Raw genomic sequence first — 25,883 nt, forward strand, 5'->3', positions numbered from 1 at the left:
TATCATATGAACTTCTCTCGTAATTTTTTTAAACTTTTTTATCCGTGTAGTCACCTTTTTTATGCTTCCGCAACTGAAGCATCATTAAAGTTGAAATGTTATAATAATATTAGATTTTGAACGATTTCTGCCTTAACAGAAATTTATATTGGCTATGGAACTAATGTAATTAGTGTGTACTGTATACACAAGTAAAAAAAGCAGATTTACAAATTAATTATCTATAGGCATATTTATCCGTTAAAATTACAAATTGAGAACTTTTTATTGATACATTATTAACACATGACCTCCTTTTTTAAAAATATCGTATTGTAAAAGTGTTGCTATTATTCTGCAACAAGTCCAAAAACGTTGTTGAAACAATAAATATTAACGCAATCGAGCTGTTATCTTAAATATTTTGCCCCTGGTTTAATATGCCGGGCCTCCTTGTCATAATTTACCAAAGTGTTAAAATATCATCATGTTTTGCATATACTGTCATACCAACATTTATTATTAATTAATCAATAATAAATGTTGAATATACATTTGCACCAGCGATACTTTTTAAACAATAAATGTTTATATAACATTTATTACAATCGATTTCACCTCAAAAAACACAGCATTTTACCCGCTTTTTTCAAAACAAAACAGCACCGGCAAATCTACTTACCGGTGCTGTTAAGATATTTTTGCATATCCAAAAATATCTTTTCTTTTTTAACCAAGTGCTAAAAATGTATTATACCTCAAATGGTTTTATTTAGCCCACCAAACCGATGCATTATGCGTATTGGCCGAGCTTGTTCCTATTTGCACAATAAACTCGCCCGGCTCCCAGTCATACTTAAGCTGACTGTTATAAAATTTCAATTGTTCGGGAGTAATATTAAAAGTCACCTGTTTTGACCCGCCCGCCTGGAGGCTTATTTTTTGATAGCCTTTAAGCTCTTTCACCGAGCGGCTGATGCTTGCCACAGGGTCACTTATATATAACTGAACCACTTCTTCGCCGGCATACTTACCAGTATTGGTTACAGTGACAGTAGCTGTTAAAGTTTCATTGCCTTTTAATTTATTCTTACTTACACTAACAGCACTGTAACTAAAATTGGTATAGCTTAGGCCATAACCAAACGGATAAAGAGGATCGTTCGAAATATCAAGATAATTTGACCTGAATTTTGATGGGCCACCGCCGTATGGCCTGCCAGTGTTTTTGTGGTTATAATATATAGGTATCTGCCCTACGCTACGCGGAAATGTAGCCGTTAATTTACCGGCCGGGTTGTAATCGCCAAACAATACATCGGCAATGGCGTTACCGGCCTCAGTGCCGGGTGCCCAAACGTCAAGTATTGCATTAGCATGCTTATCTTCCCAGGTTAAGGTAAGCGGACGGCCGTTAAACAACACGATCACCATTGGTTTGCCCAATTTTGAAAGTTCTTTCAGCATATTTTTCTGGCTTTCGGGAATATCTATATCCGAACGGCTTGACGATTCACCCGACATACTTTGCGATTCACCAACAACGGCCACAATTACATCCGATTTTTTAGCAGCGTCAACTGCTTCTTTCAATAATTCGTCAGCCGGCTTAGCATCCAAAGAAACCATTCCGGGACCAAAGTTCAGCCTTTTAATAAACAAACTGTCTTCGGTTATATTGGCACCTTTAGCATAGTTAATGGCAACATTGTTACCCACAACATTTTTAATACCTTCCATTACGCTTACCGATTTTTGCCACTCGCCGGCAATAACCCATGTACCCAGCATATCGCGGTGATTATCGGCCAATGGGCCTACCAATGCGATACTACCGCCTTTTTTTAGCGGAAGCGTTTGATTATCATTTTTTAATAATACGAAGGAATGTTTAGTAATCTCTCTTGCAGCTGCGCGGTTCGCAACTGATAGCTCTTCTTTAGCTTCTTTACCGGCATCCATCGATTTGTAAGGGTTATCAAACAAACCTAATTTGTACTTAGCTTCCAATACACGCTGGCAGGCCTGATCAATTTCCTGCTGGGTTATTTTCTTTTGCGTAAGCGATTTCTTCAGGGTTTTCAGAAAACCCTCTCCTACCATATCCATATCTAAACCTGCTTTCAGCGCAAGGGCAGATACCGTTTGCAAATCGCCAAGGCCGTGATCTGTCACTTCGTTTACAGCGGTATAATCAGATACTACGAAACCTTTAAAACCCCATTGTTTTCTTAATAAATCTGTTAACAACCATTGATTAACAGTTGCAGGTACACCATCAACAGTATTGAATGAGCTCATGAAACTGCCTGCACCTGCATCAACCGCTGCTTTATACGGCGGCAGGTAATCCTGGTACATTTTAATGCGGCTCATATCAACTGTATTATATTCACGGCCGGCTTCTGCGCCACCGTAAAGTGCAAAGTGCTTAACGCAGGCCATCACGGCATCAGCATCTTTCATGCTGCTGCCCTGGTAACCCTGCACCATAGCTTTTGCCACCTGCGAACCATACCAGGGATCTTCTCCCGAACCTTCAGAAATACGGCCCCAGCGCGGGTCGCGGGCAATATCAACCATTGGCGAAAACACCCAGTTTAAACCTTCTCCGGTTGCTTCTTTAGCTGCAATTTGTGCCGACTGTTTGATCAAGCCCATATCCCAGGTTGCCGACATGCCCAACGGAATAGGAAAAATAGTGCGGTGGCCATGGATTACATCCAAACCAAAAATAAGCGGAATATGCAGTCTTGAGTTTTTAACGGCTATATCCTGGATCTGGCGGGTTTGTGCTGTACCCCAAACACCAAACACTCCACCAATTGATCCATTTTTTATATTTTCTTCAACCCCTTTATTTACTACCGATCCTGTTGTTGCCGCTCCGATGGTTACCAGGTTTAACTGCCCAATTTTTTCATCGAGTGTCATTTTACTCATCAGGCCTTTAACATAGGCATTCATTTTTGCATCTTCGGTTTTGCTTTGGGCCAATACCTTATTATAAGGCATCAACGCCAGGCAAAGTGGCGTAATGGCTATAACAAGCCGACTTGAAAAATACTTTTTCATTTTTTAATTTATGTGGATAGTAAATAATTGGTTAACAAATATGACTAATAATCAGAGCATTTCATTGCGCCTTTAAATATTTTTGACAATTTTAAAAACAGGATGCTACGGCATTTATCATAGTGTATTAAGTACACAATTGTAAATATTATAATTAAAAAATCAAACTTTATTTGTACAATAGCACAAATGTTAAGTAAACAGCAACTTATTGAGTACAGCGAGGATGCCCGCAAAAATTACGTAAACCACATTTCTATTGATTGTGTTGTATTTGGATTTCATGAGGGGCAAATGAAAGTGCTGCTATTAAAAACCCATGACGAAGAGAAGTGGTATTTGCCCGGCGGTTTTGTACTTAAGGAAGAACCGATAGACAATGCCGCTGTAAGGATACTACAGGAACGTACCAGTTTAGATAAAATATTTTTACAGCAGTTTCGTGTATTTGGTGATCCCGACCGTTCAAAGGTCCATAACGATATGTATGCCGATATGCTGCCAAAAGAACAAAACTGGTTTTCTGGCCGGTTTATATCTATTGGCTATTACGCGCTGGTCGACTTTTTTGGCGTTATACCCCACCCCGATCAGTTTTCGGAGCTTTGTGCCTGGCGCGACCTGGATGACATGCCCGAGATGCAGCTTGACCATGAAAATATTTATAAAAGCGCTTTGGATGCCTTGCGACTGCAGCTTAACTATCAACCCATAGGTTACAACCTGATGCCGAGAGAATTTACCATGCCCGAGCTGCAAAAATTGTATGAAGCAATTTTAGGTAAAAAGTTGGACAGGCGTAACTTTCAACGCCGGATTTTAGCTTTTGGCATCCTTAACCGATCTGAAGAGCCGCGTAAAGGCGGTGCGCATAAGGCGCCGTACCTGTATTCGTTCGATATAAAAAATTACCAACACGCCTTAACCGAAGGATTTAAAGGCGGTTGGTAATTGCCGCTAAAAGGGCTATGGCTTACGCCGCAGCTATCGCCCTTTTTAGTGTAAAGTAAAATGTACTGCCCGAACCTATTTCACTGTCCACGCTAATTTTACCTGCTTGTGCCTCAATAAAATCCTTGGCGATGGCAAGGCCTAAACCCGTTCCGCTTTGCTCGGATGTAGCATTAGGCACCTTAAAATAGCGCTCAAACAAACGGGGCAGATATTGCTGTTCTATCCCCTTGCCATGATCAGTTACCGAAAACTCTATCTCATCGTTCTTATGTTTTTTAACTACCAGTTCAACTGTCGATTTTTCGTGGCTATATTTTATAGCATTCGAGAGCAGATTGATGAGTACCCAGGTGGTTTTATCCAAATCGGCGTGTACTTTGGGGAGGCTTTGATCGCATTTCACCTTAATTTCTACATGCTTTTGATCGGCTATAAACTTAATAGCTTTTACGGCATAATCCACAATATTTTGAGGGTGCGTACTGCCGAAGTTAAGCTGTAATTTACCTGTTTCAACCTGAGCCATATCCAGTAGCTCGCCGGTGATGAGCAACAGGCGGCGGGTATCGTCTTCTATATTGCCTATCAGCTGGCGTTGCTCGGCATTTACTTCGCCTATGCGTTCGTCTTCCAATAATTTCAGGCTCATTTTTATGGATGAGATCGGGGTTTTCAACTCGTGCGATATGGTAGCGATGAAATTGGTTTTGGCCTCATCCAGTTGCTGATATTCGGTAATATTTTTCAGGATGATCACCTTGCCTATCACTTTATCCCTGCTGCTTACCGATAAGGATTCGCGCGAGTAAAAACCTTCGCGCTCATCAGCAAAGATCCGAAGCTTTGCCTGGTCATTAACAAGCAACTTGCGCATCAGATCATTTTCGATAGCAATATCTGGCGCGTATTTGCCATTGAGTTGATCGGGCTTCATACCGATCAGGTTGCAGGCTACCTGGTTGGCAAAAATGATAACACCTTTTTCGTCAAGACCAATAATGGCATCATGCATGGAATTGATGATGGTTTCAATTCGTTTTTTCTCAAACAGGATACTGGCCAGGTTACTGTTTTCAAACTCATCAAGCTTGCGGGTCATGTTATTAAAAGCCTGGCCCAGTTCGCCAAACTCATCGTCCGACTCAAAATGAATCTGCTGATGGTAGTTTTTGTTTGATACCTCTTTAATACGGGCGGTAAGCTCCTTAATCGGGTTGGCGATGTATCCCGGGAAATTAACTGCGAAACTGAATGCTACTAAAAACAAAAACGCACCTAAAAATGCCACCAGCAACGACCCTCGTTTTGAAGTTGTGTTAGCTATATCATTCTTTCGTGCGATAGCATCCATGTTAAGCTTCATTATTCCATATACCTGCTTGTGCAGGCGATTGCGTAAGTCGCTTTCGGTTATTTTATTATCACTCCCTTGCTTTAAGCTCTCAAAAACAGCCCGCAAAGAATCTGTAAGCTGCAGCTCGCCTACCTCGGTGATATTATGTTCCTGCAATACCAAATTGTCATTTATCGTTTTTTGTTGGTCGGCCGATAGTTTGTCGGTGCGCGAATCAATAGCCGTAAGTATATTTTGCATATACTTTACTGTTTTATAGTTATCCTTTAATACGGCCCCTGCGTCGACAGATAGCCGGTTTAGGAAATATATAGACATTCCGCAGCAAATTATTGCCAGTACAAACAGGAAACCTATTCCTGCCCGGAGTTTATTTTTAATAGTCATGGCTATGAAAGTATTACAAGGTCAATATCAGTTTTCGACATTTTATTTAGTAGCTGTGTAAACACAGCTGTTTTCATGATAAGCTGGTAAAATTTAAACCGCGGCTTGCCAATGCAAATCGTGGTGATGTCATATTTTTCGGCCGTTTCCCAAATGGTGCGGGCTATATTATCGTCTTTTACCTTCAACACTTCGCCCCCCAGTTGCGTGGCCAGCTTCATATTGTTAATAAGGTGCCTTTGCGCGGCTAAGTTAATCTTATCACTGCTCTCCCGCGATGTTTGCACATACAACAAATACCATTTGGAGCGATAGTATGACGATAACCGCGCCGTTTTACGGATAATAACCTTGGCTGACTCATCATTAGTACTGATACAAGCCAAAAACAGCTCGGGCCTTAGCTTAATTGTTTTGGGCACCTCAATATCAATTTTCCGCTCCACCTGGTGGGCCACCTCACGCAGGGCCAGCTCCCGCAGCTGCAAGATCCGCTCCGCCTGGAAAAAGTTACTTAGCGCTGTCGGGATCTTTTTCTCATCATAAATTTTGCCTTCTTTAAGTCGTTCAATCAACTCATCGGCGGTAAGGTCGATGTTTACCACCTCGTCGGCCAGTTGCAGAACCTTATCGGGTACACGCTCGTGGATGGTTGCACCGGTTATCCGTTCCACTTCCTCATTAAGGCTTTCCATGTGCTGAATGTTCACCGCGCTGATCACATTAATGCCCGCGTTCAAAATCTCCAGCACATCCTGCCAGCGCTTTTCATTGCTGCTACCCTCAATATTGGTATGCGCCAGCTCATCAACAATCACCACCTCCGGGCGCAGGCTTATTACAGCTTTCAGGTCCATCTCCTCCAGTTCCTTTCCCTTGTAAAACAGTTTACGGCGGGGTATTACAGGCAAACCTTCCAGCAAGGCATGGGTTTCTTTACGGTTATGGGTTTCGATGTAGCCAATTTTCACGTCGATACCATTGCGCAGCAAGGTTTGGGCCTCCTGCAGCATCCGGTAGGTTTTCCCAACACCGGCGCTCATGCCTATATATACCTTGAACTTTCCGCGGCGCGATTTTTTGATCAGCTCCAGGAAATGCTCTACAGATTGCTCTTTAGTGTCCTCATTCATAAGTCGCCTTTGAATCTTCCTTTAGTTTTTATGGTGTTCCATGCCGGTCAGGCTTTCCGCTCACTTTGCACATGCTTTAGTCACGATGCCTGGATTTGCTGTAATAGTTAAGCATTTAATTGCTGCTAAAACCCATAAACGGCTGCCAGCACAAACTGTGATGCAGACTTTGTCAGATTACCATTGTGTGCTTTAAACTGCTCCACCGATCCGTGATCCAATCTCACCTCGGGTATTAATGTTAACGGGCCTGCTTTAACGTTAGCAGTAAGCGTTGCCGCTGTAACCGATTTACCATTTGCCGGCCCTGCAATTGCGGTATAAGTACCCGTTTTATGCTTAAAATATTCGCCCCTTAAACCAAGTGTAACATATTTTGAAACTGCCAGTTGCGGATACAAAGCTACGCCCGAAAAACCGCCGGTAACACCTTTGTTTGCCGAAAAGTCGGCCGCGTTCAGGCCAAGCTTAAACGCGTTTGTTATTTGATAGGCAGTTGTTAAATCAAGCTCGGTGCCTACAATCCCTCCGGTAATTACGTTTAAGTAGGCGGTCCAGCCCTTAACCGGGTTTAATATTAGCTGAGCGCCAAAACTGTTTACTTGATTTGACGACCGGTAATAATTCCAATTATCATTAAACACACCGGCCATCACGTTCACTTTATCCGAAAACGAATATGCGGCTTTAAAACCCGCGTTTTGAAACGGGCCATTGGTAAACAGGTAAGAGGTTGAGTAGTTAAAATTGCCAACCGGGCTCACAACTTCATAACCTATAAAGGTAGCCATATATCCGGCAGTAAGTACAAATTTATCTGTTACATCATAAGCCACATACAAGTTTTGAATATGATACGAATCGCCATCAGATCCGTTTGGTATCGACTGGCTTTGTCCTCTCGGACCAAATGATAACTCGCCTACAAAAGCGGCCCTGCCAACCTTTTTCTTTAAACCCAGATCTATCATCCCGATAGAAATTGAATTGTGATCCGTTGCAAAACTCGTCGGGATCTGCGATCCCCTGTTCGCGAAATCATACTTAAAATAGGTATCAACCGAGCCATAAACCACCAAAGGCGCATCGGATGTGGTTTTGACCGTATCCTGAGCCTTAACTATAAAAGCACAGGTTAACATCGAAAATATCAATAGCAGGAAAAATTTCATTTAAGTAGGTATTAAAATTTCCGGGTTCCTTATTGGTAACCCAAATTGTGTTTGTATCCTCGCCGTTGCTAATTATTGCTAACCCCGGCGAGGATTTGAGCTGCGCTAAAACCGCGGCAGCCTGGTTTTTACTTCTTCAATCCATCCAAAGCTACATTCAGCTTTAATACATTCACTTTAGCAGGACCAAACAAACCTAACAAAGGCTGCTCAGTATGCTCATCAACCAGTTTGTTTACGGCATCAACTGATAAACCGCGAACTTTAGCTACACGGGCAACCTGTACTTTTGCTCCGGCTGGTGAAAGATCAGGGTCCAAACCGCTGCCTGACGCTGTAACCAGTTCGGCAGGAATTTGTGAGCGTGTTACGCCAGGGTTATGTTTCAGGAAATCCTCAATCCTGCCTTCAACCTGTTTCAGGTAATCAGGATTTGACGGGCCTTTGTTTGAGCCTCCTGAACCGGCAGCATTATAATCAACTGCTGACGGACGGCCCCAGAAATACTCGTCTTTAGTAAACTTTTGACCAATGTTGGCGTAGCCAACTACACGGCCTTTGTATGTAATGGTTTCACCATCGCCTTTACCCGGGGTAAATTTACCTATACCGGCTATAGCTAAAGGATAAATGCCTGCTGTTAATACTATCAGTATTAGGGTAAGCTTGATGGATGGCAACAAATATGTTTTCATTTTATTTAATTTTTAAAGATGAGTTTGGGAACGTGGGGTTTGTGACGGTAGTTAAAGCTTATCTGTCGCCCTAAAACCATACCCCACGTCCCCGGCTCATTTAGTTTTTATATGAATAATGAAACAGCTAAATCAATTAATTTAATGCCTATAAAAGGTATAATAATACCGCCTAAGCCATAAATGAGCAGGTTACGGCGTAACAACGCACTTGCGCCTATCGGTTTATATTCAACACCACGCAAAGCCAGCGGAATCAACAACGGAATAATAATAGCGTTAAATATCACTGCCGAAAGTATAGCCGATTGCGGGCTGTGCAGGTCCATAATGTTCAGCGCTTTTAAGGCGGGCATTGATACCATAAACAAAGCCGGAACAATGGCGAAGTATTTAGCCACGTCGTTTGCTATACTGAAAGTTGTTAAAGTACCACGAGTCATCAACAGCTGTTTACCTATTTCCACAATCTCAATCAGTTTGGTTGGATCGTTATCCAGATCAACCATGTTACCGGCTTCTTTGGCGGCTTGGGTACCGCTGTTCATCGCCACGCCAACATCAGCCTGGGCAAGTGCAGGGGCATCGTTTGTTCCGTCGCCCATCATGGCTACCAGTTTACCGCCCTGCTGTTCCTTTTTAATGTAGTTCATTTTATCCTCGGGCTTTGCCTCGGCAATAAAATCATCTACACCGGCTTTTTCGGCGATGAATTTGGCTGTAAGCGGGTTATCGCCCGTAACCATCACTGTTTTAACCCCCATTTTACGCAAGCGCTCAAAACGTTCGGCGATACCGGTTTTAATGATATCCTGCAGCTCGATCACACCCATGATCTTTTCATTTTGCGATACTACCAATGGGGTACCACCATTTGATGAGATCTTTTTAACGTTATCCTCAACATCCGACGGAAACGGATTGCCCGCTTTTAAGGCAATATTACGGATAGAATCAAAAGCCCCTTTACGGATCCGCAAACCATCCGGGGTATCCAAACCACTTGAGCGGGTTTCGGCAGTAAATTTAATAAACACCGAATCGGCCGGAGCGTAGATTTTCAATTTGTACGGGCCTTGCTCGGCCAGCTCAACAATCGACTTACCTTCGGGAGTCTCGTCGGCCAGCGAGCTTAGTACACAAGCCGTTACGAAGTCCTGCTCATTTACACCTCCGGTTGGGTAAAAGCTCGTTGCTTTACGGTTACCAATGGTTATGGTACCAGTTTTGTCCAGTAATAAAGTGTCTAAGTCGCCTGCTGTTTCAACAGCTTTACCACTTTTGGTGATCACGTTGGCGCGTAAAGCCCTGTCCATCCCGGCAATACCGATGGCCGATAAAAGGCCACCGATAGTGGTAGGGATCAAACAAACAAACAACGATATAAAAGCGGCTATAGTGATGGGCGTATTTGAATAATCGCCGAAAGGCTTCAGGGTAACACACACGATAACGAAGATCAGCGTAAAACCAGCTAATAAAATAGTTAAAGCAATTTCGTTAGGGGTTTTCTGGCGGGAAGCACCTTCAACCAAAGCGATCATTTTATCCAGAAAGCTTTCGCCCGGCTGGGTAGTAACCAATACTTTTATCCTGTCGGATAATACTTTGGTACCACCCGTAACAGATGATTTATCACCACCTGCCTCACGGATCACCGGGGCCGATTCACCTGTAATGGCAGATTCATCAATGGTAGCGATACCTTCAATAATTTCACCGTCGGTAGGGATATTATCTCCTGTTTCGCAAATGAAAACATCACCTTTTTTTAGTTGTGACGACATCACCTTTTCTTCCTTACCGTTAACCAGTAAGCGGGCAGGCGTCTCTTCGCGGGTTTTGCGGAGGCTTTCGGCCTGGGCTTTACCACGTGCTTCCGCAATGGCCTCGGCAAAGTTGGCAAACAGCACAGTTAACAATAATATAATGAATACCGTAAAGTTGTAGGCAAAGCTACCCTGGCCTTTATTGGTCAGCGAAAATATGCTCACAATGAGCATTACAACAGTACCGATCTCCACAGTAAACATTACCGGGTTGCGGAACAGCACACGAGGGTTTAACTTGATAAAGGATTGTTTAAAAGCATCCCTCATCTGATCGCCCTGAAACAATGTATTTTGAGTTGAGTTCATGATTATTTTAATGAAAAATGTTCAGCAATTGGGCCTAAAGCCAGTGAAGGGAAGAATGACAACGCTGCAATGATCACGATCACCGCGAAGATCATCAACCCAAAGGTTGAAGTATCACTCTTCAATGTACCGGCCGATTCAGGTATATATTTTTTGTTAGCCAACAATCCGGCAATAGCCAGCGGACCAATTATTGGCAGGAACCTGCCCAATATCATCACGATACCGGTGGTATAGTTCCAGAAGATATTACCGTCGCCCAGGCCTTCAAAACCCGAACCGTTGTTGGCTGCGGCTGAAGTATACTCGTACAACATTTCGGAGAAACCATGCGTACCGGGGTTATTTAACCAGGCCGAAGGTTTAACAGCCCAATCGGCACCGGCTACGTTAACCACATAATATGATGATATGGCCAAGCCTACAAGGATAATGAACGGGTGAAGCAAAGCGATCAGCGAAGCTATTTTCATCTCCCTCGCCTCTATCTTACGGCCTAAAAACTCAGGCGTACGGCCAACCATCAGTCCTGAAATAAATACTGCTACTATGATAAATATGTAGAAGTTGAGGATACCAACGCCGCAGCCACCATAAAAACAATTAACCATCATACCCAGCAGCATCATAGTACCTGATACCGGCATAGCACTGTCATGCATGGAGTTTACCGAACCTGTAGAGATAATAGTAGTCACGATGCTCCAGTAAGCCGAGTTAGCCGGACCAAATCTTACTTCCTTACCTTCCATAGCACCGGTTGGCTGGCTGATACCCATTTTTGCGATGGCAGGGTTTCCGTTCAGTTCGGCATTCATAGTCGGGATCAACAGCATGAGCATACCCAGCGTCATTACGCCGAAGATCACATAAGCGAATTTCTTTTTATTGAGATAAAAACCCAATGCAAACACCAACGCGATCGGGATAGCAACCTGTGCTACCAGCTCGACAGTATTGGTTAAATAGTTAGGGTTCTCGATAGGGTGGGCGGAGTTTGCGCCAAACCAGCCGCCGCCGTTGGTACCTAAGTGCTTAATAGCAACCAGAGGTGCAACCGGTCCGCGGGATACGTGAACGGTGTCGCCCTGCATACTGATGAAAGTATCTTTACCTGCATAGCTGGTAGTCATGCCGTTAAATGCGAAGATCACAGCTATCACAAATGAGATAGGTAATAATATACGGGTGATGGTTTTTACAAAGTATTCCCAAAAGTTGCCCAGCTTATCAGTAACCTTATCTTTCATGGCCCTGAACACAACTACCAGCGCGGCAATACCTGTAGCAGCTGATACAAAGTGCAGGAACATGAACACAAAATGCTGTGTAAAATAGGTAGCACCGCTTTCGCCCGAGTAATGCTGCAGGTTACAGTTTACCAAAAAGCTGATAGCGGTATTGAAAGCAGTATCAGGCGATTGACCGGAGTTACCATCCGGGTTAAGCGGCAAATGACCTTGTGCCATTAAACAAACAAAAGCATATATCAGCCAAACGCTGTTAATGGTAAGCAGGGCCAGCAAGTGCTGTTTCCAGTTCATTTCGCGTTTGGTGTCAATACCGCTGAAGCGGAAAATAAAACGATCAAGCGGGGCGAGGAAATCGAGCCAGGTTTTTTCGCCCTTAAATACCTTAGCTATGTAACGGCCAAGGGGAATGGCGATGGCTAAGGTGAGCAGGTAGGTGAAAATTACACCCGTTAGTTCAGTGTTCATAGTTTAATTTTAAAATTTTTCGGGTTTAAGAAGTACGTATACCATGTAAATGAACACGGCTATTGCTACGATGAATAATGCTGCCATGATTTTAGATTTTTTCGAAGTACGTTACAGATTTAAAAAAGATCCAGAACACCACTACAAATGTGGCCAGGTAAGCGATTGTGAGTAAAGCATCCATTTTTATGTGTTTTTGCAAAGGGCTTTGCCAAGCGGATGCCAAGAAAATCAAAAACTATATAAATGATTGACTATCAATAATCTATACATATATCAAATTAAGGTTTTATTTATTTAGGGAGAATTGACCTATCATTTTGATAGGGGATTATCAAAGTGGGATTTAAAACCACTCGCCGCCGCTCGCGTCTGGCGAGTGGCAACTATTTCCAGGCCTCTGGCCTGCGTAAGGCGCCCAAAGGCCGCTTGATAATGGACACCCGGCTGAAGTTGGGTGTAAGCGTGGGGTTATAAACTAATGTGTAATTTATGTCTGCTCCTGGTCGAAGTTTAACGATAGCGTGACTTCGTCCCCAAAATAGCTTAAGCCTTCAGTTTAACTAAGGGCCTTAATAAATACCAGCTAAAGTATCAGCCCAGCTTCGGAAGCAGAATGCTTCCATTGTTTAAGGTCGAAGTTGCGCTATCGCTAAACTTCAACCAGTATTAACTATTAAACCTATATTCGGCGGCCAGAGGCCGTTTAATAGTCGACACCCGGCAGGAGCCGTGCGTCAGCGGAGTTTTTAGAAAAATCGGAATTCCGAAATCCGAAATTACTCCAGGTTATATTCCTTCAGCTTTCTGTACAACGTAGCTACGCCAATATTTAGCAGATGCGCTGCTTCTGCACGGTTGCCGTGGGTGTGGTTTAACACCCTCTGAATATGTAATTTCTCTACAGAGGAAAGATCAAATGCCGAAATAGGTGCACCGCTTTTCACCTGTTGCTGCTGAACTTCATAAGGCAATAGGCTTTCATCAAGCACATTACTATCGGTCAGAATCACCGCACGTTCTACAATATTCTTCAGCTCGCGGATATTACCGGGCCATGGATAGGCTTCCAGTTTTTCTATGAACTCATCGCTGAGGGTATTTACCTGCTTTTTTACTTTAAGGGCAAAATGCTGCATAAAGTATTCGGCAAGTAGTTTGATATCTTTTTTACGCTCGCGCAGGGCAGGCAGCGTGATCTGGAAAACTGAAAGACGATAAAATAAATCAGACCGAAAATGACCGTCATTGATTTCGTTGAGCAAATTACGGTTGGTAGCTGCCAGGATCCGCACGTTAACCTGGGTGGGTTTGGTATCACCTATTTTAATGAATTGCTGCGATTCAAGCACGCGAAGCAGCTTAGCTTGCAGGTCATGATCAAGCTCCCCTATCTCATCCAAAAATATGGTACCACCATTAGCTTCCTCAAACAGGCCTTTTTTATCTTTAACCGCCCCTGTGAATGAACCGGCTTTATGACCGAACAATTCGCTCTCCAATAACTCTTTGGTAAAAGCGCTGCAGTTTACAGCTACAAATGATTTAGCGCTGCGATTGCTGGCCTGGTGAATAGCCTCGGCAAAAATTTCTTTACCGGTACCTGTTTCGCCTAATAATAATACTGTAGTATCGGTAAGGGCAACCTTTTGGGCAAGCTTAATTACATCGCTGATAGCCGTTGACCGGCCAATAAGCCTGTCGAAGCCGAACTTATCATTCAGCTTGCTTTGCAATTCGGCAACCTTTTGCTGTAGCAGGGCTTTATCCATGGCCTTGCTTACCAGCGGGATGATCTTTTCGTTATCATCGCCCTTGGTGATATAGTCAAACGCACCGGCTTTTATGGCTTTCACGCCATCATTAATAGTGCCGTATGCGGTCAAAACAATGATTTCGGTATTTGGGTAGTTTTTTTTGATGGTTTCAGAAAGGGTAATACCATCAATATCAGGCAGCTTAACATCGCTTAATACCACCTGTATGCTTTCGAGTTGGAGTTTTTTAAGCCCCTCTTTGGCTGTAGCCGCAGTAATTACCTCATGGCCTTCCAGCTGTAAAATACGCGCAAGCAGGTTGCGGAGGCGTTCCTCGTCGTCAATTATTAATAGCTTACCTTTCTGCATCGTGGCAAATATGATAATTTTGAACCATGATTTTTAGGATTTGAGGATTTCTTGATAGAATAGTCCTAAACAGCCTCAATCAAAACATCCGGGAATCCTATAATCAAGCGAATCAAGGTTACCAACGGTAACGCCTTGTCGCCCGCATCAGTTGCCGGTGACGTTTTGCTTCATAATAATCGCTGGTTACCAGGATGGAATGGATCACGCCCGGGATCCAGAAGAAAAGTGTTAAAAATATATTCAATATAAATGCACCTATCCTGCCGGTGGTGAGGATGGCAAGCGGTGGCAGTAAAAAGCATAGAAAATATCGCATGGCAGTAGTTTTAATGTTTAAACCATTTAGACAATGCGCCGGGAAATTTGTTACTGCTTTATTTCTTCACCAAGATTAGGTGGCAACTGGTCGCCAAAAAAAAGCGCTTTCAATTCAGTAGCATCATTCGGGTTCATTTTTCCGCCTAATATTAACCTTAATTGGCGACGGCGAAGCGCCCCCTCATACAATGCGCGCTCTTTATCCGTTTCAGGTACCAGCTCGGGCACAGTCGTCTTTTGGCCATCTTTATCCAAAGCAACAAAGGTATAATAGGCCTCATTACTTTTTACTTTAGTGCCCGATGGAATGTTTTGCGCCCATACATCCATCCTTACCTCAACCGAAGTAGTGAACGCGCGGGTAACCTTTGCTTCAATGCTGATCACATCACCCAGCTTTATCGGCGACTGGAACGATACGTTATCTACCGACGCGGTCACCACTATTCTATTACAGTGCTTTTGTGCCGAAATAGCAGCGGCAATATCCATCCAATGCAGCAGGCGACCACCCATCAGGTTATTTAAAGTGTTGGTATCATTGGGTAATACCAGTTCGTTCATGATGGTGTATGATTCCTGAGGCGATTTTCCGGTCATATTCAGTCTGCTTTTAGGGCAAAGATAGGAAAAAACCTCAGCCAACCCTCTCTTTTGGGGATTGGCTGAACGTACCTTGTAAATGTTTGCCCCTGCCGAAATCCCCTTGCCCTGAATAAAAACATGTCATTATAAGAAGAACGACGAAGCAATCGCACGCAATACAGTGCGACCGTGCTTTCGTACGATTGCTTCGTACCTTATAATGACGTGTTTTTGTTTACTACTCCGTCTTCAAACTCTTTACCGGGTTCATCAGCGCTGCTTTCATGCTCAAAAACGAGACCGTTGAAAAGGCAACCAGCAATACCAGGAAGAATGGAATAACGAACAGGAAGAGGTTAATATCCATCCTGAAAGCATATGTTTGCAGCCATTGATGAATAGCGTACCAGCCTATTGGTGCCGAAATTACAAACGACACTACTACCAACAGGGCAAAATCTTTATACAACAATTTTAAAATACTGTTTACCGAAGCTCCCAGTACCTTGCGGATGCCGATTTCCTTGGTGCGCTGTACAATGGTGTATGACACGAGGCCAAATAATCCCAAACAGGCCACAAAAATGGCGATGCCGGTAAATACGCCAAATACCTGCCCAAAGCGTTGATCGGTTTTGTATTGCTCGTTAAAATGCTGGTCTAAAAAGAAATAATCAAACTGGTCGCCGGGGAAAAAGCTCGCCCAGGTTTTCTTTAATTCCGCAATGGTTTGGGGTAAATTGGTGGTGCTTATCTTTACAGATACGGGCCCGCGTACATCAGGGATACAACGGAAGATCATCGCATCATAAGCATCATGTAACGATTGCTGATGGAAATTATCGGCCACGCCTATTATCTCATAAACATCTCCCCAAAAATCAATGCGTTTGCCCAGGGCATCGGCAGGTTTGGTAAAACCTAATTGCTCAACCGCCTTTTTGTTAAATACTACCTTGTGCGGCTCGTCGCCAAACCCCTTTGAAAACTTACGACCGGCTATCAGCTTAATATCGTAGGCATTAAGGTAATCATAATCGGCACCAACGATGCGGTATTGCTTGCTTGTGCTTTGATCGGATCCCACCAATTTAATTCCGCCTGCATTCCAGTGTACAGGTTCGCCTGGAATTGAGGTTGATACAGTTACGCTTTTAACGGCGGATTGTGCCAGGCATTCGTGTTTAAATGAGCTCATGCTGCGATAAAATGAATCTACCTTCACCAAGGGAGCCTTAATGACCAGGGTTTGGTCTATTTTTACCCCTAACTTTTGGCTCTGCATGTATTTAAGTTGTTTGAAAACCGTAAGCGACCCTATCAATAAAAATATCGAGGCAGCAAACTGGAATACCACCATTGCCTTACGTAATATCACTCCCCCTGGCGATGCTAAGATCTTGCCTTTCATCACTTCAACCGGCCTGAACGCCGATAAGACTATAGCCGGGTAAAAGCCGCTGAAGAATGAGCCCAACACAAAAATTCCCAAAACAGCCAGCCAAAAAGTTGCTTTAGTAAATAAGGTAAAGCCCATCTGCATGCCGGAAATATTGGCGAATACAGGCAAGCAAGCCATAATGATAAGTAATGCAAGGCCAATAGCCATGGCGTTAAGCATCATAGCTTCCAGCATAAACTGGGCAATGAGTTGCGCTTTTGCCGAGCCGAGGGTTTTACGTACGCCAACCTCTTTAGCCCTGCCAATGCCACGGGCCGTAGCCAGGTTGATATAATTGATCCAGGCGATAATGATCACGAAAATAGCAATGCCCAAAAGCAGGTAAACCGATTTGCCATCGCCATTAGGCTGAAACTCAAGCATTCTGTTGGAGTACAGATGGATATCCTTAACGGGCTGCAGTGTATAAACGCCGCCTTCGCCCGACCCGGGATACTTATCATAAGCTTTCTTTACTATCGGGATAAACTTAGCCTCCAATTTACGCGGATCAACACCGGGTTTTAACAGCAAATAGGTTGTACAACCGTCGTTAAGCCAAGCGTTATCAATGTCATCCTCTTTATTTGGAGGGTTTTCTTTCTGAAATGTTGCGTACGATTGCATGATATCGAAATTCATGTGCGTGTTGCCAGGCATATTTTCTATTATACCGGTAATTTTAAGCGGCTTATCTGTATTGATATACAAGGTTTGGCCAACAGGGTTTACGCCATGAAAAAGCTTGTCGGCAATTTGCCGTGTAATTACTGCCGTGTTAGGTTCTTTAAGAGCCGTGTTAGGATCGCCGTTTATCAACGGGAAAGTAAATATTTTAAAAAAGGCATCGCTTACATAGTAAACATTCTGGATCACCATTTTCTGATCCTTATAGTTAGCGATGGTTTGGCCCGCTCTTACTATCTTTATGTACTCCTCAATTTCGGGGAGCTCAGTTTTAAAAGCTGTACCAGGTGCAAAAGCCCCGCCAGCCCATTGGGTGCTCAGCTTGCCGTTATTATACCTGTCCTGATTGATGCGGAATACGCGATCTTTTTTGACGTGAAAATCATCGAAACTAAGCTCAAAGCTAACGTATTGCAAAATGAGCAGGCATGCTGCCATGCCAATAGCCAGCCCTATTATATTAATGGCGGAGAAAGCTTTGTTTTTTGAAAGGTTTCTAAAAGCAACCAGCAGGTAATTTTTAAGCATAATTGTAATAGTTTATATATGAATTTCAGCCAATCACATGCCTTGTTTTTAATTTATTGAATATCAATTAATTAAATAAAAATACAATCTACGAAACTGTTCGTTTTCGAACAGTGATTGTGCGGTTGTGGATTGGTCTGGAAATTCGTGATTAAAAATTGAAGGTGGGGATTTATAAGTCGTTGGGACGTTTAATAAAAGCTCCTGCAAGTGAAATTTCACTATTTTAGTGGCTCACGGTTGGCAATAACCAACGATACATCACGCCCTACAAGATACTTATCTATGACTAAAAAAACATTTACGTTTATAATCCTAAGCTTGTTAACCTGCAAATTAATTGCACAACAAAACGATAGGCCAATCAAACCAACGCACCAGGATACTTTAAAAGGGTCGATAACGCCAGAAAGGGCTTGGTGGGATGTGCTGCGCTATGATCTGACCATAAAACCAGATTACATTAATCAAACGATCTGCGGTAGCAATATTATTCAATATAAGATTGTTAAAAATAAACACACCGGGCTCATGCAAGTAGATCTGCAATCGCCTCTAAAAATAGATAGTATCAAAATGGGGAACGCAAAGTTATCTTTTATACAAAACGGCGATGCATGGTTTGTAAAGCCCCTACAACGGTCAAAAAATAACATTCAAAACATTACGATTTACTATTCGGGCAAACCAAAACAATCAGTTAACCCTCCATGGGATGGTGGTTTGGTATGGCAAAAGGACTCTGTAGGCAGACCATGGATGGCTGTAGCCTGTCAATTGCCGGGCGCGAGTGCATGGTTTCCATGTAAGGTTTACATTGGCGATAAACCCGATAAAGGCGCTTCGGTTACTATAATTACCCCAGATACATTAGTCGCGGTTTCAAATGGAAGGCTTCAGCGGCAACTTAAAAATACAGACGGCACCTCAAGCTACACCTGGGCCGTGAACAACCCTATAAATAATTATGGGCTTACCTTTTATATAGGAAAATATGAACATATAAGTGACAAATTTAAGGGCGAACGCGGTAACCTTGATCTGGATTTTTGGGTACTGGATTATAACCAGGAAAAGGTAAAAGGTTACATGGTTGCCGAAGTTCGAAAAACTTTAACATCATTTGAGCACTGGTTTGGCCCATACCCATTTTACAGCGACGGCTTTAAGATGGTTGAAGCACCGTATATAGGAATGGAACATCAAAGCGCTATCGGCTATGGAAACAAGTTTAGATTGGGTCGCTTTGGCCTTAATCCCAAACGGCTAACTTATTGGGATCAAAAAACCGACCGGATGATAGTTCATGAAACAGCGCACGAATGGTTTGGCAACAACATAACAGCATATGATCCTGCCTACGGCTGGTTACAGGAAGGCTTTGCCGGCTATGCAGAGGAATTGGTTATCGCCGATCTTTATGGGCCAAAAGCGTCCCATGATTTCTTTTTAAGCAGAACCAACAATCGGATAGGCAACAAGGCTCCTGTAATTTCTCCCGACAATATTTTTAAAGACGGAGGCGAAGACGCCTATCTGAAGGGTTGGGTTTTAATCCACATGTTACAGGCTATTATCAATAATGACGATAAATTCAGGGAAGTGTTACGAGGACTTAACAGAAGCTTTCATCACCAATCGGTAAATTCGGCACAGATAGAAAACTATATCAGTAAGGTCAGCAAAAAAGATCTCAGCAAGATATTTGACCAATACTTAAGAACCACGCAGATCCCTGTATTGGAATATAAAATTGATGAAAAAAGCTTCGAATACAGATTTACAAATTGTATAGACGGTTTTACCATGCCAGTTAAAATCAAATTGATTGATCAACGTTGGATTACCCCCACAACGAACTGGCAGTCACTGAAATTGGAATATCCCCCCGCTGTCGACTCATTAGCTATTGATCCTGACTTTTACATCAAGGCAAAAATCGTTAAATAACTTAATTATCAACCAGGTACCTGGTCCGCCTCACAGGTTATTGGGCAAAAAAAACAAAAGAGAGATTATTATAGGCAATGCGCGGTATTGCAGGAGGATAGAATCGCCTTCTAATCTCTAAGTTTATCTCACATCAGCTCATTGTCTTTTTTAACATGATAAGCCTTGTACGATAAGTAAAACAAGGCCAAAGCTGGCAGAGCGCCAAGGATTACCCCAACTGTATTAGGCTTTGGATAGGTAGCCACAATTTGCACAATAAACAATATCGTGGCAACTACACCACCTATAAGATAAAGATATTTGAATTTGGGGTTCATAGGCTATTTACATAATAACAACAGCGGCATCCTGAACTTGTTTACCTAAAAATCAAGACTTACGAAGTATTTAGAACTTCGTAAGTCTTTCAAAGCTGCTTACCGTTTCAATTCATATTTAGCAGGCACATCAGGTGCCAGTTTAAATACCGCAGCTGCAAGCGGCGGTATAGTAATTTTGATAGATTGGCTTTTGCCATGCCAGCTTACCTGGTCGCTGTTTACAGGCTCATAATTGATGATGCCGCTGCCCCAGTATTTTTCATTATCCGAATTAAAGATCTCTTTCCACTTACCGGCAGCGGGTACGCCTATGCGATAATCCCGACGTACAACAGGCGTCATGTTCAGGACGATCATCAGATCGTTTTTACTGTCGTGTCCCATCCGGCGGTAAACCAGTATGGAATCGTTGGCATTGCCGCCGTCAACCCACTCAAAACCCTGGTGCGAAAAAGCCTTTTCATACAGCGCAGACTCTGTACGATATAAATGGTTCAACGCCTTAACTGTTTCGCTAATACCCTGGTGATTTGGATACTGCAACACATGCCACTGTAACGATTTGCTGAAATCCCATTCATCGCCCTGCCCAAATTCGCCGCCCATAAAGAGTAGTTTTGAGCCGGGGTGTGTGAACATATATCCGTACATCAGTCTCAGGTTAGCAAACTGCCTCCACTCATCACCGGGCATTTTGCGTAGCATGCTGCCTTTGCCATAAACAACCTCATCATGCGAGAAAGGCAGCATAAAGTTTTCGGTAAAGGCATATATAGTACTAAAAGTTATCTCGTTATGATGGTATTTACGGTGAATAGGGTCTTCATGAAAATAATCGATAGTGTCATGCATCCAGCCCATCATCCATTTCATCCCAAAGCCCAGGCCGCCTAAATAAACCGGGCGACTAACGCCTGTAAATGACGTAGATTCTTCAGCTATGGTTTGTACCGATGGAAAATGGCTGTAAACTGCTTCGTTAAATTCTTTGAGAAATGATATAGCTTCGAGGTTTTCGTTACCACCATACCTGTTAGCTTCCCATTCGCCATGCTTGCGCGAATAATCAAGGTATAGCATTGAGGCCACCGCGTCAACGCGTAAACCATCGGCATGATACCTTTCCAGCCAAAACAGCGCGTTGCTGATCAGAAAAGCCCTTACCTCGTTGCGGCCGTAGTTAAAAATGTATGATTTCCAGTCGGGGTGAAAGCCTTTGCGGGCATCGGCATGCTCATAAAGGTGTGTACCGTCAAATTTATATAGCGCATGGATATCTCCCGGAAAGTGCGAAGGCACCCAATCCAGGATTACGCCAATGCCGGCTTTGTGAAATTCTTCTATCAGGTACATCAGTTGTTGCGGCGTACCATAGCGCGATGCTGCAGCAAAATAGCCGCTTACCTGGTAGCCCCAGCTTGGATAGTACGGGTGTTCCATAATGGGCATGAACTCCACGTGCGTAAAGCCCATTTCCTTTACATAAGGCACCATCTTTTCGGCAAGCTGAGTGTAAGTTAAAAACTCGTCTGGACTTTCGGGATTACGCGCCCATGAACCCAAATGCACTTCGTAAACCGAATATGGCCTGTCGAGTGCGTTATGTTCATGACGGTTCTGCATCCAATCCTGATCCTTCCACTCATAAAAAGTATCGGCAACTATAGAGGCAGTACGCGGCGGCAGTTCCCAGCGTAAAGCAAAGGGATCGCTTTTTTCCAGGTCTTCGCCGGTTGATGATTTGATATAGTATTTATACGTTTCGCCATTGCCAACATTTGGAATAAAACCTTCCCAAATACCCGATGAATCCCAGCGGGCATTCAAGCTATGCGAACCGCGGTCCCAGCCGTTAAAGTTGCCTATTACCGCTACGTATTGTGCATTTGGAGCCCAAACGGCAAAATAAGTCCCAATAACACCCAGGTATTCCACTACATGCGAGCCCAGTTTTTCATACAGCTTATAATGTTTGCCCGACTTAAATAAACTGATATCAAAATCCGTAAAACGGCTGTATGGTTCAACGGCTTTAAGCGTTACAGGTTGCGGGGTAATTTCTGTCGGGTTATTGGCATTCACCGCTTTCGACTTAGCCAATGCTGCTTTTTTAACGGCTGAAGGCTTTTCAGCAGCAATCGATTTTGTTTTAACCGGTGCAGCTTTTTCTACAACAACGACAGGCTTTTCGGCAGCCGCTGTTTTCATTTTAACTGCTTTTTTAGGTTCCGGGGCTCCTGTTTCAGGCGTTACTTTATCGGCTTTGACCTTAGTGACGGCTTTTTTTTCCTTTACAGGCTTTGTATCCGGTAAGGGGTTCTCGGTTTTAGTTGTTTTTTTGGCCATGATATAGATAACCTGTTAGGGTGTTAGTAGATAACCCAAATCACAGGAATGAGTTTGGTTTATATGTAATCAAATATAACAGGATTAATATATTATGCAGGGTTTTGGAGATTTATTTTTGGAGGGAAGATTGTCTGAATCAGAATTTACTGAATTAGATGAATTAACAGAATAATCGTCTGAACTCGAATTCATCGAATTAAGAGAATTTATTTAATTTGCTAAGCATTCTGTCCATTCATCTAATTCAATAAATTCGAGTTTCAGAAAAAAAACGCCATTGCCGTAGCAATGGCGTTGTAATTATATTACCTTAACATGAGCAGAGCTATGAAGGTTTTGTTTCTTGATTTACAAGGCTGCAACTACCTTTTGCCTTGCAGCTTAGCCTCTTCTAAATACTACCTGTTTATTTCAATATGTTTAAAGTTTTTACTGTATTTAAACTCTACCGTTTTATCATCATTTAGTTGAAATTCTTTTACCTCCTTACCATCTACTTTTATTTTTGATGGCGTAAACGGCAAACCTATCAGGTTAAAATGATAGCCGTCATAGCGTGGGGTATACAAACCTTCCAGGCTCTGATCAATGGTTAAATTTTTGCTACTGCCATTTACCACAAACTTTTTCTCCAGGTAAATATCCTGCTCGTACGCAAATGTTTCGCCGTAATCTTCAAACAGGAATGAATTTACTTCATAATCGGTATAGTAAATATTCAGCTTCACTTCTTCAATCTCTTTATGGCCAACGTATTGCATTACCGGGTATTCAGGTATCACCGAACCGGCTTTTATAAATACCGGCATAGTCTCAAGCGGGGTATCTACTGATACTTCCTGGCCACCGTCAACAAGCTCATAAGTCCAGAAGTTGTACCATTTACCTTTAGGCAGGTATACATTGCGTTTGATCTGGCCTGGCTCCATTACCGGGCAAACCAATATTTTATCACCATATGTAAACTCATCCTGGCGGAAGTGGTTTAGCTGTGTATCCTGCTCGTGCATCACTATCGGCCTTAAAATAGGGAAACCATAGCGGTGATGCTCCCAGAAAGTGGAGTATAGGTAGGGGATCAAACGGTAACGCAGTTCGATAAACTTACGGTTGATTGCTGTGAAAGGCTCGCCAAAACTCCACGGTTCACGCTCTTTTGTATCACCTGCCGAGTGCGCACGCATAAACGGCGAAAAGGTGCCCATCTGGATCCAGCGGGTAAACAGTTCGCCATCGGGCTCTCCGCTAAAACCGCCAATGTCGGTACCGCAAAATGGTATGCCCGATATCGACAAACGCTGACACTGGATATTACCCAGCTTAAGGTGTTCCCATGAGGCCACGTTGTCACCAGTCCACACCGATGAAAAGCGTTGTACGCCTGAATAACCTGCCCTTGTAATGGTAAAAGGGCGTTTGTTTTTCATGATCTTACGCAAACCCTCGTAGGTTGAGCGTACCATCTGCATGCCATAAATATTATGTGCCTTGCGGTGTGATCCGCGGTAACCATCATACTGGTGACGCACATCATCGGGGAACGTACCTGCACCAAATACGGCGGGCTCGTTCATATCGTTCCATACACCGGCAACGCCCATTTGTACCAGTTCGTCAAACAAACCGCCCCACCATTCGCGTACTTCAGGATTGGTAAAATCTGGGAACTGGCAACGGCCCGGCCATACGTGGCCTTCCATAAAATAATCATCGCTTCGGCGGCAGAAATATCGCTTCTCCTTACCCTCCCTGAATACCTCGTAGTTGTCATCCACACGGATCCCCGGATCAATAATTACCACGGTTTTAAAGCCATCAGCCGCAAGCTCGCTGATCATTTTTTTAGGATCGGGGAAATACTTACGGTTCCAGGTAAAGCAGCGGTAACCATCCATATAATCGATATCCAGGTAGATACCATCGCATGGGATTTGGTTTTCACGGAAACCTTTGGCTATCTTCCTAACCTTAGCTTCAGGATAATAGCTCCAGCGGCATTGGTGATAACCCAGCGCCCAAAGCGGCGGCATAGGGTGCGTACCCGTTAGGGTATGATAGCTTTTTACCACGTCCATCATGTGCGGCCCGTGGATATAGTAATATTGCAATTCCCCACCATCTGCCCAAAAACTTGTTTTAGTCCTGTCTTCGGCGCCAAAGTCAAATTGCGCTTTAAATGTATTATCAAAGAAGATACCGTGTGCTATACCCTCGTTTACGCTGATGTAAAAAGGGATACTGCGGTACAAAGGGTCCTGGTTCCACTGAAATGAGTAGGCATCAGTGTTCCAGTTTTTTAGCCTTTTGCCGCGCAGGTTAAATTCGGTTGGTTTATCGCCTAAGCCAAAGAAGCTTTCGTCGGGTGCGCAGGTTTTGGTGCAAAACACATAATAACCGCCAGCCTGCACGTTCTCTTCCCAATGCATTGGCACAGCATCGATGCTGGTTACATGGTTACTGCTATCTGAAAAAAAGATAAAGAAATCCTTTTTGCGGATATGGCAATTCACTTTATAAGTAGATACCCGAAATTCATTATCATCTTCATGCAGGGTAAAACCTGCCGCCTTGGTGGGCAGCTTAGGTACCCCGTATGAAAAATCATCTAAAAAAACGCTATGCGGCGCAAGCCTTACACGGATAATCTCGTCGGTAACAACTATAACTTCAACTTTAGCATCGCCATCAGTAAAGTAGAACTTATTCCCCACCTGATCGGCATGATTGGGTACACCGAGATATTTTTTTACAACCGGCTTAATACCATCGGCAGGGTTATTAAGGTGGTGAAATTCCTCTTCTTCTTCAAGTAAGTTTTCTGCTTCAATTAACTTACTGGTTATCAACTCCGGATTTGGGGTATTACTTTCCATTCAAACAAATTAGTGGCTTCTGCAAAGATGTATAAAGTGTACTTACTACGCAATATACAATAATTGAATTAACGAAAAACCATTAACCGTGCCAA

17 protein-coding genes are annotated in these 25,883 nt (G+C 43.3%); 2 read left to right on the forward strand and 15 right to left on the reverse strand.

The genetic code is table 11. The annotated features are described in order from the left end of the window. Positions 1-747: 747 nt before the first annotated feature. Complete coding sequence (gene bglX / locus ABIC84_RS07630; protein WP_426580945.1) at positions 748-3,054, reverse strand: beta-glucosidase BglX; 2,307 nt, start codon at positions 3,052-3,054, stop codon at positions 748-750. Positions 3,055-3,243: 189 nt separating this feature from the next. Between bglX and ABIC84_RS07635 the strand changes: the two genes are divergently transcribed. Continuing rightward, on the forward strand, positions 3,244-4,005 hold the full coding sequence (locus ABIC84_RS07635) for an NUDIX hydrolase (RefSeq protein ID WP_426580947.1): 762 nt from the start codon (positions 3,244-3,246) through the stop codon (positions 4,003-4,005). 22 nt (positions 4,006-4,027) lie between these two features. Here ABIC84_RS07635 and ABIC84_RS07640 read toward each other — a convergent pair whose 3' ends face one another. The 11 genes from ABIC84_RS07640 to ABIC84_RS07690 all read right to left on the reverse strand — a co-directional run bounded on the left by ABIC84_RS07640 (position 4,028) and on the right by ABIC84_RS07690 (position 18,293). Further along, positions 4,028-5,749, reverse strand: coding sequence for an ATP-binding protein (locus ABIC84_RS07640; RefSeq protein ID WP_429263184.1), 1,722 nt, complete (start codon positions 5,747-5,749; stop codon positions 4,028-4,030). Between the two features lie 2 nt (positions 5,750-5,751). After that, entirely contained in the window at positions 5,752-6,882 is a 1,131-nt protein-coding gene (locus ABIC84_RS07645; protein ID WP_429263185.1) for a sensor protein KdpD, read from the reverse strand. A gap of 125 nt (positions 6,883-7,007) precedes the next feature. Next, positions 7,008-8,054 carry a porin gene (locus ABIC84_RS07650; RefSeq protein ID WP_429263186.1) on the reverse strand — a complete coding sequence of 349 codons (1,047 nt, stop codon included), beginning with the start codon at positions 8,052-8,054 and terminating at the stop codon, positions 7,008-7,010. Between the two features lie 128 nt (positions 8,055-8,182). Beyond that, on the reverse strand, positions 8,183-8,749 hold the full coding sequence (locus ABIC84_RS07655) for a K(+)-transporting ATPase subunit C (RefSeq protein ID WP_429263187.1): 567 nt from the start codon (positions 8,747-8,749) through the stop codon (positions 8,183-8,185). A gap of 107 nt (positions 8,750-8,856) precedes the next feature. Beyond that, on the reverse strand, positions 8,857-10,887 hold the full coding sequence (gene kdpB / locus ABIC84_RS07660) for a potassium-transporting ATPase subunit KdpB (RefSeq protein WP_429263188.1): 2,031 nt from the start codon (positions 10,885-10,887) through the stop codon (positions 8,857-8,859). Positions 10,888-10,889: 2 nt separating this feature from the next. Beyond that, on the reverse strand, positions 10,890-12,605 hold the full coding sequence (kdpA, locus tag ABIC84_RS07665) for a potassium-transporting ATPase subunit KdpA (protein WP_429263189.1): 1,716 nt from the start codon (positions 12,603-12,605) through the stop codon (positions 10,890-10,892). Between the two features lie 9 nt (positions 12,606-12,614). Continuing rightward, a complete protein-coding gene (gene kdpF, locus ABIC84_RS07670; protein ID WP_083879072.1) occupies positions 12,615-12,692 on the reverse strand; it encodes a K(+)-transporting ATPase subunit F in 78 nt (25 codons plus the stop codon). Positions 12,693-13,384: 692 nt separating this feature from the next. Next, positions 13,385-14,731 (reverse strand): sigma-54-dependent transcriptional regulator, encoded by a 1,347-nt coding sequence (locus ABIC84_RS07675; RefSeq protein ID WP_429263190.1) that lies wholly within the window; start codon positions 14,729-14,731, stop codon positions 13,385-13,387. Between the two features lie 118 nt (positions 14,732-14,849). Further along, positions 14,850-15,050, reverse strand: a complete 201-nt coding sequence (locus ABIC84_RS07680) for a YqaE/Pmp3 family membrane protein (protein ID WP_090531506.1) — start codon at positions 15,048-15,050, stop codon at positions 14,850-14,852. 50 nt (positions 15,051-15,100) lie between these two features. Then, complete coding sequence (locus tag ABIC84_RS07685; protein WP_090532037.1) at positions 15,101-15,652, reverse strand: acyl-CoA thioesterase; 552 nt, start codon at positions 15,650-15,652, stop codon at positions 15,101-15,103. A gap of 223 nt (positions 15,653-15,875) precedes the next feature. Continuing rightward, positions 15,876-18,293 carry an ABC transporter permease gene (locus tag ABIC84_RS07690; protein ID WP_429263191.1) on the reverse strand — a complete coding sequence of 806 codons (2,418 nt, stop codon included), beginning with the start codon at positions 18,291-18,293 and terminating at the stop codon, positions 15,876-15,878. 285 nt (positions 18,294-18,578) lie between these two features. Here ABIC84_RS07690 and ABIC84_RS07695 point away from each other — a divergent pair, with 285 nt between their 5' ends. After that, positions 18,579-20,243, forward strand: coding sequence for a M1 family metallopeptidase (locus ABIC84_RS07695; RefSeq protein ID WP_429263192.1), 1,665 nt, complete (start codon positions 18,579-18,581; stop codon positions 20,241-20,243). A gap of 128 nt (positions 20,244-20,371) precedes the next feature. On the opposite strand, the gene ABIC84_RS07700 is transcribed toward ABIC84_RS07695, so the two are convergent. From ABIC84_RS07700 to ABIC84_RS07710, 3 genes are all read right to left on the reverse strand, one after another. Then, entirely contained in the window at positions 20,372-20,563 is a 192-nt protein-coding gene (locus tag ABIC84_RS07700) for a hypothetical protein (RefSeq protein WP_429263193.1), read from the reverse strand. 99 nt (positions 20,564-20,662) lie between these two features. Then, positions 20,663-22,912 carry a 1,4-alpha-glucan branching protein GlgB gene (gene glgB / locus ABIC84_RS07705; RefSeq protein ID WP_429263194.1) on the reverse strand — a complete coding sequence of 750 codons (2,250 nt, stop codon included), beginning with the start codon at positions 22,910-22,912 and terminating at the stop codon, positions 20,663-20,665. Between the two features lie 401 nt (positions 22,913-23,313). Then, the gene (locus tag ABIC84_RS07710) at positions 23,314-25,788 is read right to left on the reverse strand and encodes a TIM-barrel domain-containing protein (RefSeq protein ID WP_429263195.1); all 2,475 of its coding nucleotides are present in this window, start codon (positions 25,786-25,788) and stop codon (positions 23,314-23,316) included. Between the last annotated feature and the right edge of the window lie 95 nt (positions 25,789-25,883).

Origin of the sequence: Mucilaginibacter sp. 3215, assembly GCF_050433785.1 — a bacterium.
GTDB lineage: Bacteria > Bacteroidota > Bacteroidia > Sphingobacteriales > Sphingobacteriaceae > Mucilaginibacter.

Coding starts and splice junctions, on each gene's coding strand:
- bglX (WP_426580945.1), bottom strand. CDS start 3,054: ATGAAAAAGTATTTTTCAAGTCGGCTTGTTATAGCCATTACGCCACTT.
- ABIC84_RS07635 (WP_426580947.1), top strand. CDS start 3,244: ATGTTAAGTAAACAGCAACTTATTGAGTACAGCGAGGATGCCCGCAAA.
- ABIC84_RS07640 (WP_429263184.1), bottom strand. CDS start 5,749: ATGACTATTAAAAATAAACTCCGGGCAGGAATAGGTTTCCTGTTTGTA.
- ABIC84_RS07645 (WP_429263185.1), bottom strand. CDS start 6,882: ATGAATGAGGACACTAAAGAGCAATCTGTAGAGCATTTCCTGGAGCTG.
- ABIC84_RS07650 (WP_429263186.1), bottom strand. CDS start 8,054: ATGAAATTTTTCCTGCTATTGATATTTTCGATGTTAACCTGTGCTTTT.
- ABIC84_RS07655 (WP_429263187.1), bottom strand. CDS start 8,749: ATGAAAACATATTTGTTGCCATCCATCAAGCTTACCCTAATACTGATA.
- kdpB (WP_429263188.1), bottom strand. CDS start 10,887: ATGAACTCAACTCAAAATACATTGTTTCAGGGCGATCAGATGAGGGAT.
- kdpA (WP_429263189.1), bottom strand. CDS start 12,605: ATGAACACTGAACTAACGGGTGTAATTTTCACCTACCTGCTCACCTTA.
- kdpF (WP_083879072.1), bottom strand. CDS start 12,692: ATGGCAGCATTATTCATCGTAGCAATAGCCGTGTTCATTTACATGGTA.
- ABIC84_RS07675 (WP_429263190.1), bottom strand. CDS start 14,731: ATGCAGAAAGGTAAGCTATTAATAATTGACGACGAGGAACGCCTCCGC.
- ABIC84_RS07680 (WP_090531506.1), bottom strand. CDS start 15,050: ATGCGATATTTTCTATGCTTTTTACTGCCACCGCTTGCCATCCTCACC.
- ABIC84_RS07685 (WP_090532037.1), bottom strand. CDS start 15,652: ATGACCGGAAAATCGCCTCAGGAATCATACACCATCATGAACGAACTG.
- ABIC84_RS07690 (WP_429263191.1), bottom strand. CDS start 18,293: ATGCTTAAAAATTACCTGCTGGTTGCTTTTAGAAACCTTTCAAAAAAC.
- ABIC84_RS07695 (WP_429263192.1), top strand. CDS start 18,579: ATGACTAAAAAAACATTTACGTTTATAATCCTAAGCTTGTTAACCTGC.
- ABIC84_RS07700 (WP_429263193.1), bottom strand. CDS start 20,563: ATGAACCCCAAATTCAAATATCTTTATCTTATAGGTGGTGTAGTTGCC.
- glgB (WP_429263194.1), bottom strand. CDS start 22,912: ATGGCCAAAAAAACAACTAAAACCGAGAACCCCTTACCGGATACAAAG.
- ABIC84_RS07710 (WP_429263195.1), bottom strand. CDS start 25,788: ATGGAAAGTAATACCCCAAATCCGGAGTTGATAACCAGTAAGTTAATT.